This is a genomic window from Micromonospora sp. NPDC048063 (assembly GCF_043202855.1).
In the GTDB taxonomy this organism is placed as follows: domain Bacteria; phylum Actinomycetota; class Actinomycetes; order Mycobacteriales; family Micromonosporaceae; genus Micromonospora.
This window is the reverse complement of sequence record NZ_JBIDBG010000005.1, coordinates 365,035-382,216: the sequence shown is the minus strand read 5'-3', so window position 1 is coordinate 382,216 and position 17,182 is coordinate 365,035. Positions and strand designations below refer to the sequence as shown.

The following is a 17,182-nucleotide window of genomic DNA, read 5'->3' as shown; positions in this document are numbered from 1 at the left end:
AGGGGCGGCGAGGATGGCCGACGAACAGCTCACCTTCCACGGATGGTCACGGGAGCGGATCGCCGCGCTGGCCACCGGCGTGCAGGACGGGCGGCCCCGGGTCGAGACGGCCGTCACCCTCACCGGCACCGACGCCGCCGGCGCGACCACCACGGCCGCCACCGGCACCGTACGGTTCCTGCTCGCCGGCCCGGCCGACGTGGTCCGCCTCGCCCCCGGGGCGATAACCCGCCGCTACCCGACGCCCGGCGCCGTCGACCACGAGTCGGACCGCTGCCCGCACGTGGAGTTCGCCGACGCCACCCTGCCGTGGCGGTACACCCCGGCGCCCCGCCCGGCCGCCGGCACCGGCGCGCAGCACCCCTGGCTGGTGCTGGTCGTCGGGCTGGACGGCGACGAGCTGACCCTTGCCGGGGACCAGGTGACGCTCAGCCCGGCCGTGCAGGCGATGCACCCGCTGGGCACCGGCACGACGGCGTACCGGTGGGCGCACCTGCAGGTGGACACCGCCGGGAGGCGGATCGCCCGGCTGCTCTCCGGGCGGCCCCTCGCCCCGGGCACCGACTACGTCGCGGCGCTGGTGCCGGCGTACGACCCGGCGGGGCAGCCGCGGTGGACGGGCACCGGTCCGGCCACCGTGCCCTGCTACGACACCTGGCGGTTCCGCACCGCCACCCCGGCGGGCAGCTTCGAGGACCTGGCCGCCGCGCTGCGCCCCGGCGCCGCCGAGCCGGAGACCGGCCGGGCACCGCTGGACTACCCTCGGGTGCCCACCGCCGGCGACCTGGCGGTACGCGGCGCGCTCGCTCCGCTCGGCGGCACCGACGCGGCGCTGCCCGGCGAGGTCCACGACGACCTGGACGCGCTGCGCACCCCGGCGCGGGACGACCGGGGCCGGCCGATCGTCGGGCTACCCCGCTACGGCGAGGCGTGGCGGGCCGGTGCCCCGGAGGAGACCACCTGGGGCGGCAGCCTGAACACCGACCCCCGGGACCGGGGGGTGGCCGGGCTCGGGCTGGAGCTGGGCATCCGCCTCCAGGAGGAACTGGCCGCCGAGGCCCGCGCCCACCAGGGCGCGCTCGCCGAGGCACGGCAGCGGATCCGGGACCTGGTGCTCGGCCTGCACGCCGCGGGCGGGCTGTGGCGGCGGCGGACGCCCGCCGACGCGTACGAGCGGCTCTGGCTGCTCGGGCCGGCGCTGGGCCGCGTGGTCACCCCGGACGGGACGGTGGCCGCGCTCGCCACCGCCGCGGACCGGCCGCTGCCGGCGGGGCTGTTCTCCGGCGCGGCCCGGCGGATCCTGCGCGCCGGGCCGGCGCGCACCGCGCTGACCGCCGCCGGCGCGGTGCCGCCGGGCGAGGTGCTCAAGGCCGCCAACCGGTGCCCGCGCCCGCCGCGCCCGAGCGCCGACGGACTCCCGCTGGACGACCTCGGCATCGACCTCGACGACCTGGAGGAACGCCGACGGCGGGCGGCGGAGACCGGGGAGGTGGACCTGCCCGCCGCCGCCGGCCGGGCGAAGGAGCTGGCCGAGGCCGCCCACCCGAAGCTGCGCGACCTGGCGCACGCGGTGGCGGAGCGGCTCGCCCGGGCGGCGCACGCCGGGTCACCGGCGCCGTGGGCCGAGGCCCTCGCCCTGCTGGCCGCCGCCGCGACCGTCGACGACCGCGCCGAGCGGGAGCTGGAGCGGCTCGCCGCCGCCCTGCGGGAGCTGCTGGAACGCTGGCCGCAGCCGGCCGGCGAGGACGACCTGCCGGTGCTGCTGGACGGGCTGGCCGAGCCGGAGCCGGTGGAGCCGCCGTGCCGCCCGGTCGACCTGGACGCGCTGGCCGCCGGGGTGGCCGCCGCGTTCGACCCGACCGGCCCCGACGCCGCCGCCCGGGTACGGGTGCTGTCCACCATCGACGGTCTGGACCCGGCGCAGCCACTCGCCCCGCCGGAGGTCTGCGTCGGGCTGGACCGACCGGTCTGGGCCGACCTGCGCGACGCCTTCGACGAGTGGCTGCTGCCCGGGGTGGGCGCGCTGCCGGAGAACTCGGTGATCGCGGTGGAGACCAACCCCCGCTTCGTCGACGCCCTGCTGACCGGGCTGAACACCCAGCTCCTCGGCGAGCTGCGGTGGCGCAACATCCCGGTGGCCACCGGCTGCACCCCGCTGCGGGTGTTCTGGAGCCGGGCCGACACCGGCACCGGCACCCGCGTCGACGACATCACCGGCATCGGGAACTGGCCGGACGACAGCGGCCTGGGGACCCCGGCGCACCGCCCGGCCGGCGCCTCGGGCCGGGACCTGGTCGTGGTGATCAGGGGGCGGCTGTTCCTCCGCTATCCGGCCACCGTGGTCTACCTGGTCACCGCCGAGCACGCCGGCACGGTCGACTTCGGGCAGGACCCGCCGGCCGGGGCGGTCCGGGTGCTGCCCAGCTTCCAGGGGCGGATCGGCACCGACGTGACCTTCTTCGGCTTCCAGGGGTTCGACCCGGCGGACGTGCTGCGGCACTGGCTGGTCTTCGAGGAACCCCCGGCCGGCTACCGCTTCGCCAACGACGCCTCGACCTCCCCGGTGCCGGAGACCTGGGCGCGGACCAGCTTCGCCCGCCCGGTGCGGGTGCTCATCCGCGGCGACCACCTCGACCCGGAAGGACCGTGATGGCGGAACCAGTCGTCGGCGTGCTGCTGCCGGTGCGGATCGAGACCCGGTTCTCCCCCGGCCTGCTGCGCCTGCTGGTGGTGCCGGACGAGCCCTGGTTCGCCCGGCACGACCCGCGGGTGTCGCCGGGCGAGGTCGACGCGGTGCGGCGTTACCTCGACGCCGGCGGCGGCGAGGTGGCCTGGCGCGAGCTGACCGTCCACGTCGGCGGGGCACGGGCGGTCTGGCTGGTCCGGACGCTGGTCGTCACCGCCCCCGACGGCACCACCGCGCTGCGGCCGGTCGGCGCGGGCGAGCTGCGCACCGAGCCGGCCTTCCCCCGGATCGAGGAGTTCCCGGACACGCTGCACGTCTGGCTGGCCCGCGGCGGCGGCCCGCCGGCGCAGGTGTTGACCCTCACCGTCGACCGGGGCCGGCTCGCGGTCGACTTCCCCGACCCGGACGCGCCGGCGGACCGGCGGTGGTGGGAGAACTGGGACGAGGCCGTCGAGGCGGGCCTGGCCGGGAAGGTGCCGCTGGACGGCGACCCGTCCGACATCGACGCGCTCTACGTCACCGGTCTCGGCGACGGCGACCCGGGCGCGCTGTTCGGCAGCCACCGCGACGAGGGACGGCTGTCCCTGCTGGCCCCCGGCTCGGCGACGAACACGGTGGACGGCGCGCCCGCCGCGCCCGTCACCGGGGACCCGACGGCCTGGTGGGGGGTGCTCACCGGTACGCCCACCGACACCGACCGGCTGGTCTCCGCCACGCTCACCGGCGACCCGGGGCTGCTCGGCGCCCTGCCCGGCACGTCGGAGCCGCACCGGCGCTGGGCGGGCGCGGCGGTGGCCGGGCTCTGGCCGGCGCTGTGGGGTTTCGCCGGGGCGGACGTGTGGGCGCTGCCGACCGGCGCCGCCGCCGAGTGGGCGCCCGGCGCGTTGCTGCCCGAGGGGCCGTTCCCGACGCTGCGCGTCGGCCCCCAGCCCTACGGGCTGCTGCCGGCCACGGTGCTGCGCCGGTGGGTGCCCGAGCCGAAGGACCCGCCGGTCGAGGCGGGCCTGGTCGAGCCGCTGTGCCACCTGCGCGCCGAGTACGCCGCCGCCGCCGAGCAGCGGGGCACAGTGGTCGGGGCGTCCACCGAGGAGCTGCTCGACCTGATCGCTCAGGTGCCGACGTCGCCGCTGTTCCGGCACCGCCGGGCCTGGCCGCTGGAGCTGTGGTGGCTGGTGCTGCTCCTGCTCGGCTACGGCGCGTCCTGGTCCGACCTGGACGCCGCCTGGCGGCACCGGCACCCCGACGCCGAGCGGCTGGGCCTGGCCCCGCACCGCCGCTACGGGGCCACGGGCGCGCCCCGCCGGCTGGAGATCCCGCTCGTGACGCCGGACGGCCTGCCCGCCGGCACCGGCGTCGCCGACGTGCTGAAGCGGCTGCTGGAGGTCGCGGAGGAGCAGCCGTGGGCGTACGCGAACCGCGCGATCCTGGAGAAGGAACTACTCAGGGAGTACCCGCTGGACAGCCTGCTGCTGCGGCTCGCCGTCCGGTCGTTGCAGGTGGCGATCGGCGACGTGGGGCGGGCGCTGGCCGGCGAGGCCCCGCCCGGCCCGGAGCCGGTGGCCCGGGACGCCGCCACCGCCGGCCGGCTCCAGGGCTGGATCGCCAACACCCCCGCCGCCGCGCTGCACGGGCCCACCCCGCAGGCCCGCGCCTACGAGCGGGTGGTCGACGGTCTGCTCACGCTCGGCGAGATCGAGCCGCCCCGGTTGGAACGGCTGCTGCGCGCCACCGTCGACACCGCCGCGTACCGGGTCGACCCGTGGTTGCTGGGGCCGCCCACCCGGCGGCTGCACGACCTGGTGGAACAGCAGGTGGCCAAGCCCCGGCTCGGAGCGTACGGCTGGGTGGACCGGCCCCGGCCGGGCGCCCCCGGGCCCACGGCGGCCGGTCTGATCCACGCGCCGTCGGCCGGGCAGGGTCTCGCCGCCACGGTGCTGCGGGACCGGGCGGTCAGCGACCCGTCGCCCCGCTGGGACCTGGACCTCACGTCCCGGTCGGTCCGCGACGCCGACCGGATCGCCGAACACGTCCGGGTCGGCGCGCACCTGGCCGAGGCGCTCGGCCGCGAGGTGGAGCGGGTGGTGGGCGCGCCGGCCGACGTGGAGCGGCTGCGCCGGGACTTCCCCGTCCGCACCGAGCACGCCGGGCGGCGGGTCTGCGACGGGCTGGCCGTGCTGGCCGCCCCGCCGGGCGGCCTCGGGCTGGACCCTGACCGCCTGGCCGGCCTGGACCGGCTGCGCGTCGCCATGGACGCCTACGGGGACCTGCTGGTCGCCGAGGCCGTGCACCACGTCACCGAGGGCCGGGCCGAGGTGGCCGGAGCCGCGCTCGACGCCGCCGCCGGGTTGACCCGCCCGCCGCGGCTCGGGCTGCTGCGCACCCCCCGGGAGGGGCGGGCGGTGGGCACCGGCGTGGTCGTCGTCCTGCCGCACGTCGCCGACGCGGCACTGCCGGCCGACCCGACCGACCGGGCCACCCTCGCCCCGGCGGCCCTGGCCGACCCGGCGACCGCCGCGTTCCTGGCCACCCAGGTCGGCGCCGACTGGACGTTCGAGGTAGCCGCCGGTGGGCTGGTCGCCACCGTCACCCTCGACGCGTTGGGGCTCGGGCCGGCGGACGCGCTGGCCCTGGCGCGCACCGACCTGGAGCACCTCGCCGTCGCCGCCGGTGCCGCCGCACTCGGCGCGGAGCCGGCCGCGGCCACGCTGACCGGCGGCGACGGCGTCGCCCGCTACGAGGCCGCCGCGCGGCTGGTCGCCCTGATCGGGCGCCGCCCGGCCGACCCGGACGCGACGGCCGAGCGGCCGGACTCCGCCGACCCGCCCGCCGCCGCGCACGCCGACCTGCTGGCCCGCTACGCCCGGGTCCGGGACACGGCGGCGGCCCTGGCCGCCCGGCTCGCCGCCGAGCTGGCGCTGACCGCGGACGACGGGGGCATCGGCGGCGCCGACCCGGCGGTGCTGGCCCGCCTGGTCACCGCCGCCCGCGCCTGGGGCCTCGCCCCCGACCCGGCGCCGACGGAGGCCGCGTCGGGCGCGGAGGCCGCGCAGCGGCGGCTGGTGGCGCAGGCCGTCCGGGTGCGGGAGCTGCTCGACGCGCGGCTCGACGCCGCCGCCGACACCGCGCCGGCCGGCCCGGGGTCGCCCTCCCCGGCGGCGGAGCTGACGCGCGACGACCTGGTCGCGCAGCTCGCCGCGCTGGTCAGCCCGACCGGCCAGCTCGCGGTGACCGCCCGGCTGCCCCGCTCGGCGTTGCCCGCGCTGACCGGCGACGGGGCGCTCGACGCGGACTGGTTGCCGGTGGTCGCCGCCGTCCGGGAGCCGCTCGCCAGGCTGGAGGCGCACCAGCTCGCCGACGGCACGCCCGCCGCCGCCGGGCCGGCGCTGACCGGCTGGAGCAACAAGCCCGGCGACCCGTGGCAGAGCGGCGGCCCCGACGGGCGACGGCTGGTCGTCGCGTACGCCGACGCGACGCTGGACCTCACCGCCACGCCGCCGGGGACGCCGGTCGCGGTGGCCGTGCTCGACCGGTTCACCGAGGTGGTCCCGGAGGCGGCGCAGGCCACGGCGGCGACCTTCGGCTTCGACGCCCCGGCCGCCCGGGCGCCGCAGGCGATCCTGCTGGCCGTGCCGCCGGACCTGTCGCGGCCACTCGACCCCGAGACCCTGGTGGAACTCCTCGCCGACGTCCGCGAGCTGGCCCGGGCCCGGGTCGCCCGCCCGGCCGACCTCACCCCCGGCCTGCGCGGGCTGCTGCCGGCCGGGCTGCTGCCCGCCGACGGACCCACGGGGGTCCCGCTCGATCCGACCCGGAGGTGAACCGGCGATGGCACTGGTCTTCGACACGGTACGACGGTTGGAGGCGGACCAGACCGGGTCGGACCTGACCCGTGGCTTCGCCGCCGAGGTCGCCGACCCGGCCTGGCTGCTCGGCCGGCAGTGGCAGCTCGGCGAGCACCAGGGCGAGGACGCCTCCTCCCCGGTGCGGGTCAGCTACCGGGCCCGGCTCACCCCCGTCGACCCGCTGGGCGGGCAGCCGCACCTGGACCCGCGCACCACCCCCGCCGAGGCGATCGTCGAGTCCGAGCCGGGTGACTGGTGGACGCCCGGCCGGCGGATCGCGGCGGGCCGGTCGGTCGCGGCGGCCGCCGGGGCGGCCGGGATCCCCCTGCCGGCCGACCCGGCCCTGCTGCTCGCGGCGCTGCCGGTGCCGTACGACGTGCTGGACGGCACCGGCGTGGACGGCCGCGAGCTGTGGCGGCGGCGCAGCGAGCTGGGCCTGCCCGAGGCGTGGTTCGCCGGGCTGCGCCCGCCGGAGCCGGAGCCGGTGGACCTGTGGGATCCGGCGGAGCTGGCCTACGACGCCGACTTCACCGCCGACGGGGTGACCCTGGCGCTGCGCCGGCACGACGGCGGCGACCTCGACTGGTACGCGGTGGACGCCGACCGCCCGCTGCCCGACCCGCCCGTGCCGGTCGACGCGGCGACCACCGTGCCCCGGCGGGTCCGCTACCCGGGTGCGCCGCTGCCCCGATGGTGGCAGATCGAGGACGCCGCGGTGGACGTCGCCGGCTACCCGCCGGACCGATCCCACCTGGCGACGCTGCTGCTGATCGACCTGATCGTCAACCACTCCGACGACTGGTTCGCCTTCGCGGTGCCCGGTCTGGCCGGGCACGTGGTCACCCTGGACGAGGTGGTGGTGCACGACTCGTTCGGCGAGGACTGGCCGGTGACGCCGCCCGCCGACTGGAGCCTCTTCGCCACCGACGGGCTGGACAGCCGTTCCCTGGTGGTCTGGGCCACGGCGGCCACACCGCTGGTCGGCCCGGTGCTCGACGAGGTGGTGATCGGCACCGACGAGGACGCCAACCTGGTCTGGGCGGTGGAGCGGCGGCTGCGCGGGCGCGGGGTGCTCGGCGACGAGGAGGCCCCGGCCGAGCCCCCGGCCCACCTGGACGCCTCGGGCCGGCCCGGGTTCGCGTACCGGCCGATGACGAGGGTGCCCCGGCACTGGCACCCGTACGTGGTGGAGGAGGTCGCCGGCCGGCGCCGGTACGTGCAGGGGCGCGGGGTGGACCTGTCCGGTCCCACGGCGGTGCTGCTGCCCGAGGCGGAGAGTGACCTGCTGGTCGACCCGGCCGCCGGCGGGACGCACCCCACCCACCAGCTCGAACCGGCGGCGGTGCCGGCCGACGGCGTACGGGTGGAGCGGCGGGCGGTGCTGGCCCGGGCCACCGACGGCAGGCCGGTGCTGTGGACCCAGCGGCGACGGCAGCCGCTGCTCACCCCGCCGTCCCTGGGGCTGCGCTTCGACGCGCTGGAGCCGGTGCCGCCGGAGGTGGTGGCATGACCCCACCGTGACTCCACAGGGGAGGGTGGCGGGGCACCGCGGGTCGCCGGTTTGTGCCACCCTGGGGGTGACTGCCCGGGTCACCGGAGGTGATGGCCACGTTACGACTGCGCGAACTCGTCGCCGTGCCCGACGCCGCGCCGGTGACCCTCGACGTCGCCGCGGGCGCCTCGGCCGCGCTGGTGGCCGACCCGCCGGTCGGCACCGCCGTCGCCCGGGTCGTGGCCGGGCTGGCCGCGCCGGTCGCCGGTCAGGTCCTGGTCGGCGGTCGGGACGTCACCGGGATGCCGCCGCCGCGCCGCCGGATCGCCTACGTCCCGGCCGGCGGCGCGCTGCTGCCCCACCTGACCGTGCGCCGCAACATCGCCTACGGCCAGCGCCGGCGGGAGCGGGTGCGGGAGGTCGCCGACGACTGGACGGCGACGGTGGTCGACCGGCTGGAGCTGGCGCCGACCCTGGAGCTGCGGCCACACCTGCTGTCGGAGGCGCAACGGTTCCGGGTGGCGCTGGCCCGGGCGGTGGCCTGCCTGCCCGAGGTGCTGGTGATCGACCTGCCGACCGGGCCGGCCGGCGGCGGGCGGCTCACCGACCTGGTCGGGCGGCTGTCCCCGCCGGGCACCCCCGGGGCGGCCGTGCTGGTGTGCACCCGCGAGCCGGGCGCGCTGCCCGACGTGCCGGTCGCCGCCGAGGTGGTCGCGTGACCGCATCGGGGCGGCTGCGCCGCCGTGCCCTGCTGCGGGCCGCCGCGGCGGCGGGCGCGACCGCCGTCGCCGGCTGCTCCCGGGCGGAGCCGTCGGTCCAGGTCGCGGTGGTGTGGAGCGGCGGGGAGCTGGCCCGGTTCCGCGAGGTGGTGGCCGGCTACGACGCCGGCGTGCAGGTGATCAGCGCCGGCAACGACATCGACGCGTTCCTGCGCGCCCGCCAGCTCGCCGGCACCAGCCCCGACGTGGCGATCCTGCCCAGGTCGGGGCTGGTCGTGGAGTACGCCCGGCGCGGCTGGCTGCGCGAGCTCACCCCGGCCGCCAGCTACGCCCTCCCGCCCGGCATGGCCGACCTGCTCTCCGCCGACGGGCGGCGTTACGGCGTCTGGGTGAAGGCGGCCCACAAGTCGCTGTTCTGGTACTTCCCGTCGATGCTCCCCGAGCCGCCACGCACGTGGGACCAGCTCGTCAACCTCACCCGGCGGCTCGGCGCCCGCGCCCGGGCCGGCGACGGCCCCGCCCCGCTGGCCGTCGGCGCGGCCGACGGCTGGGTGCTCACCGACTGGTTCGAGAACGTCCTCGCCGACGTGGCTCCGCCCGGCTTCTACGAGGCGCTGGCCCACGGTGAGGCCGACTGGCGCGCCCGGCCGGTGCAGGTCGCGCTGGACCGGCTCGCCGAGCTGTGGCGCGTCGACGGCGCGTTCCCCGGCGGCGGGCGCCGCGCCCTGCTCACCCAGTACGAGGAGTCGGTGATCCAGGTGGTCTACCACCGGCGGGCCACGATGCTCTTCGAGGCCGACTTCGTCGACGACGTCGCCAGCCGGTTCCGCCGTGGCCCGGAGCGGCCGGAGACGTTCCGGTTCCCCGGCGCCCGGCTGGCCGACAAGCCGCTGATCGTCGGCGGCGACGCGGCGGTGGCCTTCGCCGGCTCGGCCCGCGGCGCGGAGCTGGTGCACTGGCTCAGCGGCGGGACGGCGTTCGAGCCGTGGCTGCGCGCCGGCGGCTACCTCTCCCCCAACGTGTCCGTGCCGCTGGCGGAATACCACGACGCCGTGCGCCGCCGCCTCGCCGCCGAGCTGCGCACGGCCGAGGTGGTGCGCTTCGACCTCTCCGACCGGCTGCCCGGCCCGTTCACCGGCTCCGACGGGGTGGGCATCTGGCGGATCATGCAGGACTTCTTCGCCGACGTCACCGACGGGGTCGCCGTCGGCGAGGCGGTCCGGCGGGCCACCGGTCAACTGGCCACGGCGGCCCGCTCCGCGGGGAGGGGCCGATGAGCCGGGTGCTCGGCGAGCCGGCGGTCCTCGACGACGTCGGGCCGCCCCGGCGCGGGCGGGCCTACCCGGCGGCGGGGGCCACCTCGACGCTGCTGCTGCCCGCCCTGCTGCTGCTCGGCGGGCTGGTGGCGTGGCCGGTGCTGCGTACGCTGCACGCCAGCGTCACCACCGACGGCCGGTGGGTCGGCGCGGAGCACTACCGCACCGCGCTGGCCGCGCCCGGCACCGGCGCGGTGGTGGGTCGCACGGTGCTCTGGGCGCTGGTCGTGCCGGCCGTGGTGACCGTCCTGGGCTACCTGCTCGCCGCCGCCTCCCGCCGCTCCCAGGAGGGCGGGCTGGTCCGGCTGATCCTGGTGGTGCCGACCGCGCTGCCGCTGGTGGTCACCGGGGTCACGTTCCGGCTCATGTACGACCCGGACCCGGAGCGCGGGCTGGCCACCCTGGTCGCCGCGAAGCTGACCGGCCGGTCGGCGGCGGACGCGCCGCACCTGCTCGGCCCCGGCCTGGTCACGGTGGCGCTGATGTCGGCGTTCGTGTGGGCCTGGGTCGGGCTGGCCGTGCTGGTGTTCCGGGCCGCCCTCGACGCGGTGCCGTCGAGCCTCGCCGACGCGGTCCGCGCGTACGGCGGCAACCGCCGCGACGTGCTCTGGGACGCGCAGTGGCGACCGCTGCTGCTGCGTACGGTCGCGGTGGTCTTCACCCTGGTGGCGCTCGGCACCACCCGCACGTTCGACCTGATCCTGGTGCTGGCGCCCGGCTCGGTGCGCGACGAGGCGTCGGTGCTGGCGCTGCGGGTCTGGCAGACCTCCAACGGCGCCACCACCGGCGAGGGCGCCGCGCTCGGCGTCGTCTGGCTGGTGGCGGTGGCCGCCGGGGTGCTGGTCGCGGCGCTGTTCGTGCGGCAGGCCTGGCCTCCGCCCCGGGACCCGGCGCCCGTCGGGCCCGACCCGGCGGCGCCGGCACCACGCCGGTCGACCCGGCTGCTGGTCGCGGGCGCGGCGGTCGCCTGGCTGGTGCCGCTCGGGGTGCTGCTCGCCACGTCGCTGCACGGAACGGTGGACGCCGCGGGTGAGGGCTGGTGGTCGAGACCGCCGAGCCTCGCCTCCTACCGGGAGTTGCTCACCGGCGTCGAGCTGTGGCGCACGCTGGGCTTCACGCTGGTGCTGGCGACGGTGGTGACCGCCGCGGTGCTGGGCGTCGCGCTGCTCGCCGCGTACCCCCTCGCCTGGCTGACGGGGCCGGCCGCCCAGGGCACGGGCCTGCTGCTGATGGCCGCCAGCATCGTGCCGGTGCAGGTGATCGCGGGGCCCGTCAACGAGGTGCTCGGGGTGGCGCTGTCCTCGGGCACGGCGCGCGGCCTGGCGCTGGTGCACGTCGCGCTGGGCGTGCCGTTCGCCGTGCTGGTGCTGCGCAACGCCTTCGCCGACCTGCCCGCCGAGCAGGTGCGGGCGGCCCGGGTGGGCGGGCGGCACTGGTGGGGCACGCTGCGGCTGCTCGCCCGGCACAACCGCCCGGCCGTCGTCGCCGTCGCCGTGCTGGAGTTCGTGCAGGTGTGGAACGACCTGGTGGTGGGCCTGCTGTTCAGCGGCCCGGGCGCGGTGCCGCTGGGGCTGTTCCTCGCCGGCCAGACCCGCGGCTTCGTCGCCAACAGCGGCGCGCTCGCCGCCGGCTCGGTGATCGCCTCGATCCTGCCGGTGCTGCTGGTGGTGTTGGCCCGCCGCCAGCTCGTCGCCGGCCTGGTCGCCGGGGGCGTCCGGTGAGCGGGCAGGGGCCTGCCGGCCGCTCCCGCCGGGCGCGGCGGCTGAGCCTGCTGCTGGCGATCGGTGGCGTGGTCGGCGGGACGGTCAGCGCGGTGCTCGGCAACGTCACGGGCAACCTGCTCTCCGAGCTGTCGGTCGCCCAGCTCGGTTCCGCGAGCGCCGGGGTGATCGTGCTCGGCCTCGCCGCCGCCGTGATCGTGGAGTGGCGGCGCCAGCGCCAGCAGGCCGCGACGCAGGAGGGCCCCGACGCCCCGCCCGCCGTCGGTGCGCCCACCCTGCCCTGGCCGGCGGGTTTCACCGGGCGGGCCGGGCACGTCGACGCGATCATCGACCTGCTGACGAAGGAGCACGCGGTCGCGGTGGTCGGCCGGCGGGCCGTCGGCACCTCGTCCTGCGCGATCCAGGCCGCCAACCTGTGCCGGGAGGACTTCCCCGACGGCCAGTACTACCTGGACCTGCGGCGGGGCGGCCGGCCGCACGGCGCGCGGCAGGTGCTCACCGCGCTGGCCCGGATCCTGGGCACCCGGCCGCCGGCGTCGGGCCACGCCGACGACCTCGCCGACGCCGCCGACGAGCTGAGCGGGCAGCTCGACGGCCGACAGATCCTGGTCGTGCTGGACAACGTGGACGACCCCGGCCAGGTCCGGCCGCTGCTGCCGCCGACCGCGCGGGCCTGCCGGCTGCTGCTGGTCGGCACGCCCGCGCTCGACGCCCTGGAGGGGGTGGTGGCGCACGGCCTCGCCGAGCCGGACGCCGACGACGCGGTCGAGCTCTTCGCCGCCGCGGGCGCCGCCGCGCCCGTCGTCCGGCCGCACCGCCCGGATCCGCGCACCGACCCGGCGGTACGCGCCCTCGTCGACCTGTGCGGCCGACAGCCCCGCACGGTGGCGGAGCTGGGTCGGCGTACGGCACAGCACGGCTGGCGGCACGCCGACGTGCTCGACGCGCTGCGCCGCGCCGTCGACACGCCCCCGCACCAGCACGTCGCCGCGTCGCCGGCGACCCTGCTGGTGACCGGGCGGGACACCGCTTACCACGCGCTGGGCGGCGAGGCGCGGCGGTTGTGGCGGCTGATGTCCCTCAGCCCGGTGCCGCTGGACCGGCCGACGATCGCGGCGCTCACCGGCCGCCGCCCGGACCGGGTGGCCGCGCTGCTGCACGAGCTGGCCACCGGCGGGTTCGTGACCGGCGCGCCCGGCGACCGCTACGAGGTGCGCCCGCTGCTGGCCCCGTACGCCCGGATGCACCTGCGCCACGCGGAGCCGGCGCGGCGGCGGGTGGCCGCGCAGGCGCGGCTCACCCGGCACCTGGCCCGCTGCGCCGAGCGGCACGCCGCGAGCCTCGCGGTGGCCGGCTCGCCGCCGGACCGGGAGCCCACGCTGGCCCTCGACGACGACCCGTACGGCTGGTTCGACCTGCACCAGGAGCTGCTGCTGGCGGTGGTGAAGGTGCCGGCGGGCGCGGCGGAGACGCTGCCGCGGCGGGTGCGTCGCTGGTGGTTCCGGCTGGCGGTGGCGCTGTGCGGATGGCTCGCCCACGCGGAGCGGCTCGGCGAGTGGGAGGAGGTGTGCCGCACGGTGCTGGCCACGCCCACCGCCGACGACCGGCCGGAGATCGCCGGCTGGGCCCACAACGAGCTGGGGGTGCTGCGCCGCCGCCGGGGCGACCCGCAGGGGGCGGCGACGGCACTCAGCCTGGCGGTGGCGGAGCGGGGCCGGCGCGGCACCGCGCAGGCGCGGATGAACCTCGGCCTGGTGCTGCTGGACCTGGGGCAGCTCGACGACGCCGTGGAGCACCTGGAGCTGTCCCGGCGGCACCGCTCCGGCGCGGACCGGGCCGGGCACGCGCTGACCGACCTCGGAATGGGTGCCGCCCGGCTGGCGCGGGGCGAGCTGGAGACCGCGCACCACCACCTGGTGCGGGCGGCGAACGCCTTCCGCGCGCTCGGCGACGCCCGGGGCTACGCGGCGGCGCTGACCAACCTGGTGCTCGTGCACGCCGGGCTCGGCGAGCACCTCGACGCGGCGCAGTCGTGGCGGGCGGCGCTGCGCGAGTACGAGTCCGTGGCCGACCCGACCAACCGGGCCGCCGCGCTGCTCAACGCGGGGGCGGCGCTGCTGGCCTCCGCGCCCGGCCAGGCACGGCAGGCGTACGAGCTGCTGGCGGAGAGCCGGCGGCTACGCGACGGGCGGCCGACGGCTGGGCTGGGGCGGACGCTGCTGCACCTGGGCGACGCGGCGGCGGCCCTCGGCGACGCCGCCGAGGCGCGGCGGCACTGGGTGGACGCCGCCACGGTGTGCGAGGAGGCGCGGGACGCCGACGGCCAGGCCGCCGCGGACGCGCGCCTGGTGGGCAGCGACGCACCCGCCGACGAGCCGGCCTGAGCGGGAGCCCGGTGCGAGGCTCCCGCTCAGGCGTGTGCGGGGCGGCTCAGCCGTCCAGCCGGCGGACCATGTTCATGATGGTCTCCACCTGGGCGCCGCCCTTGATCGGATAGTTGGTCGCGCCGAGGTAGCCCCACCAGTCCCAGCACCCGTTCGGGTTGGTGCCGGCGGTGGCCCGCGCCTGCGGGTAGAGCACGATCAGGTTGTTGGTGTCGGCGTACTGGTTGAGGTTCGCCCGGTCGACGAAGGCGGTGCCGACCGCGCCGTAGCCCTGGAGGCAGCCGTGCAGGGCGACCAGCAGCCGGCACGACTGCCCGGCGGCGCAGGACGCCGGGACGTAGGCGAACCCGTTGGCGTCCATGCTCAGGCCGTTGGCCCAACCGTTGACCGCGTGGGTGTTCTGGCTGAACCGGATGAGCGTGCCACCGAGCGGGCCCGTGTTCGGCGCCTGCACGGTGCCGAGCAGCTTGCGCAGCAGGGCGTTCTGGGGGTCGGTGCCGCAGTCGTTCAGGAAGGGCGAGGCGGTGGCGGTGCACCCCAGCGTCCCGTACGGGGTGACCCAGGCGTGACCGGCCGACGAGGCGCTGTCGTACTGCACGTTGGCGCCGAAGTGCTGGTAGTAGCGGACCAGGTCGTCGGTGACGGACTTCTTGACGACGCCGTCGTTGTTGCCGTGGAAGACGTACACGGGATCGCCGGAGAGGTTGCCGACCGGGTCGACCCAGCCGTAGGTGGCCCACGTCCGGGTGTAGGTCTGCAGGGCGGTCACGTTCGTCGGGTACAGGTTGTCGCCGCAGCCGTTGAGCGCCTGGACGACGTTGTTCTGCGCGCAGTAGTACGGCCCGGCGGCGAAGATAGCGGCACCCCGGATCCGCGACGAGTAGGCGACGTGGAGCTGGGTGGCCATGTAGCCACCGGAGGAGACACCCGCGACGTACACGCCGGAGACGTTGTAGGCGCGCAGCGACCCGGAGACGGGCGTCTTGGTGTACGGGGTGGCGGCCTGGGCGGGGGCCGCCGCGGTGAGGACGAGCAACAGCGCGGTGACGAGGGCGGTGGCGGCCTTGAGCGGTGTGGGCATGGCGCTCTCCTGTCCGGGAGCGGTGGCGGTGGTGTCGGCGTGCGCAGACGCTAGCGTGACACCGACCACATCGGACATGAGCGGCGTCGACACCTCGGGCGGCGCCGGGGTGTCGGCCGTCCACAGCTCGCACCCGCACCTCCCACCCACCCCGACCGACGGCACCGCCACCGACGTGGGGTCGCCATCGCCGACCCCGTGGAGGCGGATCGGCTCACCGCCGGGGTTGTCGTACAGCCGGATGCCGTCGCCGCCGTCATTGCGAGCCCGGGGAACCGGGCCAGTTCGGTTCCCGAGGTGCTCCGGCCTCGGCCCAGCAGAGTCCGCCCCTGGCCGCCACGCCCGGTAGTCCGTCGACCAGCCGGCCGATGTCCACCACCGACGCCAGCGACACCGCGACGTCGGCACGCAGCTCCGCCGCTGCCGCGTCGAGGTCGTCCTCCTCCGCCGACCAGTCGATGTCCGCCGCCCGCAGCTCGGCCACCGCGTGTTCGGTGAGCACTCGCGGGTCGGTCACGGCAACCGTGAGCCGGCAGTACACGTGGAGCGTGAGCGGTTCCGGGGCGTTCGCGTCGGCCATGCCGTCAGGATGACGCACGACGTCGGGCACCGGTACCGGCGCCCGCCCACGTCGAACCAACCGGGTCGGCCCTCCTCCGGTCACCTGACGGGCACGTGCACGGCCAGCCCCTCATCGACGACCTACCGTCGTGACGATCCGTCCGGCGCCGATACGGACATTGGCCGCTTGGCCGGCGGCAATTGTTGATGATGCAAGCACACTTTAGAGCGTGACATATCAGCCACCGCAGGACCCCTGGCAGAGCCGGGTGCCGCCACCCCCACCCTTCGAGCCCCCGACCGCCGCGTACGCCCGAGTCCCTCCTCCCCCGACGGCTCAGTTCGCGCAGCAGGACCGACGGTCGTGGTGGCGCAGGTTGCCCGGCAGGGCGCAGATCGCGCTCGCGGCCACCGGCCTACTGGTGCTGTGCTGCTGCGGGGGCGTCGCGATCGGAGCGACGACCGATCCGCCTCCGGGCACGGAGCGGCCGGGGGCCGTCGCCACCCAGGAACAGCCGAAGACACCGGGTGCGGACGCCTCCACGGCAGGAGCGGCAGACATCACCGCCCCGGCAGGGCCGACGCCGACGGAGGCAACACCGGCAGAGCCGACGCCCACGGTGGAGGCGTCGCCGGTCGTCGAAATCCGCACCGTCACGCAGACCCAGAAGATTCCTTATCAGACCAGGACGGTCAAGGACTCCAGCATCCCGGAGGGCACCCGGAAGGTGCGGACTCGCGGTGTCGCGGGAATCAGGACCCTCACCTACGAGGTGACCGTGACCGACGGCGTCCAGACCGACCGGAAGCTGGTGCGGTCCGCTGTCACCAGAGCGCCGGTCACGCAGGTCGTCGCCGTGGGAACGAAGAAGACGCAACGGTGCGACCCCAACTACGCAGGCGCCTGTGTACCCGTCGCCAGCGATGTCGACTGCGCCGGCGGTAGCGGAAACGGGCCCGCGTACGTCGAGGGACCGGTGTGGGTGGTCGGCAGCGACATCTACGACCTGGACCGGGACGGCGACGGCGTCGGCTGCGACGAATGACGGTCCGGTGGCCCCTCCCGCTCACCGACGGGAGGGCCCCACCGGCGCCGGACCACGATCTTGACCTCACACCCCCCCTTGAGGTCCTACGGTCGCGGCATGGATCAAGGAGTACCCGCAGGACGTGCTCGCCGCCCAGACCACCGGGTACTGGAGCGGCGCTGCCAACGAGATCATCGTCGGCAGGCTCCGCGCCGCCCTCGCCGAGGAGGACCTCAACCCCAAGGTCCACGAGCGGATGCACGACGGCATCGACGCCGCGTCGCGGCCCTGAACGTCCTGCGCCCGATGGTCGCCAACCTCGGCGGCGACAGTGACCTTGCGTAGCGGCGCG

Annotated in this window: 11 protein-coding genes; 9 read left to right on the top strand and 2 right to left on the bottom strand. The window is 77.2% G+C overall.

Annotated elements, in window-relative coordinates:
* The first annotated feature begins 13 nt into the window (after positions 1-13).
* The 7 genes from ACGFZ2_RS16670 (at position 14) to ACGFZ2_RS16640 (ending at position 14,160) form a co-directional block, all read left to right on the top strand.
* Positions 14-2,650 carry a hypothetical protein gene (locus ACGFZ2_RS16670; protein WP_393454358.1) on the top strand — a complete coding sequence of 879 codons (2,637 nt, stop codon included), beginning with the start codon at positions 14-16 and terminating at the stop codon, positions 2,648-2,650.
* A complete protein-coding gene (locus ACGFZ2_RS16665; protein WP_393454355.1) occupies positions 2,650-6,504 on the top strand; it encodes a hypothetical protein in 3,855 nt (1,284 codons plus the stop codon). The genes ACGFZ2_RS16670 and ACGFZ2_RS16665 overlap by 1 nt, the downstream gene beginning before the upstream one ends.
* Positions 6,505-6,511: 7 nt before the next feature.
* Positions 6,512-8,038: a hypothetical protein gene (locus ACGFZ2_RS16660; protein WP_393454352.1), complete on the top strand. Its 1,527-nt coding sequence runs from the start codon at positions 6,512-6,514 to the stop codon at positions 8,036-8,038.
* 92 nt (positions 8,039-8,130) lie between these two features.
* Positions 8,131-8,739: an ATP-binding cassette domain-containing protein gene (locus ACGFZ2_RS16655; protein WP_393454349.1), complete on the top strand. Its 609-nt coding sequence runs from the start codon at positions 8,131-8,133 to the stop codon at positions 8,737-8,739.
* Positions 8,736-10,016, top strand: coding sequence for an extracellular solute-binding protein (locus ACGFZ2_RS16650; protein ID WP_393454346.1), 1,281 nt, complete (start codon positions 8,736-8,738; stop codon positions 10,014-10,016). The genes ACGFZ2_RS16655 and ACGFZ2_RS16650 overlap by 4 nt, the downstream gene beginning before the upstream one ends.
* On the top strand, positions 10,013-11,776 hold the full coding sequence (locus ACGFZ2_RS16645; protein ID WP_393263918.1) for an ABC transporter permease subunit: 1,764 nt from the start codon (positions 10,013-10,015) through the stop codon (positions 11,774-11,776). Before ACGFZ2_RS16650 ends, ACGFZ2_RS16645 begins: the two co-directional genes overlap by 4 nt.
* Entirely contained in the window at positions 11,773-14,160 is a 2,388-nt protein-coding gene (locus ACGFZ2_RS16640) for a tetratricopeptide repeat protein (RefSeq protein ID WP_393454343.1), read from the top strand. Before ACGFZ2_RS16645 ends, ACGFZ2_RS16640 begins: the two co-directional genes overlap by 4 nt.
* A gap of 46 nt (positions 14,161-14,206) precedes the next feature.
* On the opposite strand, the gene ACGFZ2_RS16635 is transcribed toward ACGFZ2_RS16640, so the two are convergent.
* Together ACGFZ2_RS16635 and ACGFZ2_RS16630 are read right to left on the bottom strand one after the other, a co-directional pair.
* Positions 14,207-15,241 (bottom strand): poly(3-hydroxybutyrate) depolymerase, encoded by a 1,035-nt coding sequence (locus ACGFZ2_RS16635; protein WP_393454340.1) that lies wholly within the window; start codon positions 15,239-15,241, stop codon positions 14,207-14,209.
* Positions 15,242-15,497: 256 nt separating this feature from the next.
* Positions 15,498-15,821, bottom strand: a complete 324-nt coding sequence (locus tag ACGFZ2_RS16630) for a hypothetical protein (RefSeq protein ID WP_393263924.1) — start codon at positions 15,819-15,821, stop codon at positions 15,498-15,500.
* Positions 15,822-16,032: 211 nt separating this feature from the next.
* Here ACGFZ2_RS16630 and ACGFZ2_RS16625 point away from each other — a divergent pair, with 211 nt between their 5' ends.
* Entirely contained in the window at positions 16,033-16,848 is an 816-nt protein-coding gene (locus ACGFZ2_RS16625) for a G5 domain-containing protein (RefSeq protein WP_393454337.1), read from the top strand.
* A 124-nt stretch (positions 16,849-16,972) separates the two neighbouring features.
* Complete coding sequence (locus tag ACGFZ2_RS16620) at positions 16,973-17,122, top strand: hypothetical protein (protein ID WP_393454334.1); 150 nt, start codon at positions 16,973-16,975, stop codon at positions 17,120-17,122.
* Positions 17,123-17,182 lie beyond the last annotated feature (60 nt).

Excerpts from the sequence above, each read along its gene's own strand:
- ACGFZ2_RS16635 (WP_393454340.1), bottom strand. The coding sequence starts at position 15,241 with ATGCCCACACCGCTCAAGGCCGCCACCGCCCTCGTCACCGCGCTGTTG.
- ACGFZ2_RS16655 (WP_393454349.1), top strand. The coding sequence starts at position 8,131 with ATGGCCACGTTACGACTGCGCGAACTCGTCGCCGTGCCCGACGCCGCG.
- ACGFZ2_RS16645 (WP_393263918.1), top strand. The coding sequence starts at position 10,013 with ATGAGCCGGGTGCTCGGCGAGCCGGCGGTCCTCGACGACGTCGGGCCG.
- ACGFZ2_RS16630 (WP_393263924.1), bottom strand. The coding sequence starts at position 15,821 with ATGGCCGACGCGAACGCCCCGGAACCGCTCACGCTCCACGTGTACTGC.
- ACGFZ2_RS16665 (WP_393454355.1), top strand. The coding sequence starts at position 2,650 with ATGGCGGAACCAGTCGTCGGCGTGCTGCTGCCGGTGCGGATCGAGACC.
- ACGFZ2_RS16670 (WP_393454358.1), top strand. The coding sequence starts at position 14 with ATGGCCGACGAACAGCTCACCTTCCACGGATGGTCACGGGAGCGGATC.
- ACGFZ2_RS16660 (WP_393454352.1), top strand. The coding sequence starts at position 6,512 with ATGGCACTGGTCTTCGACACGGTACGACGGTTGGAGGCGGACCAGACC.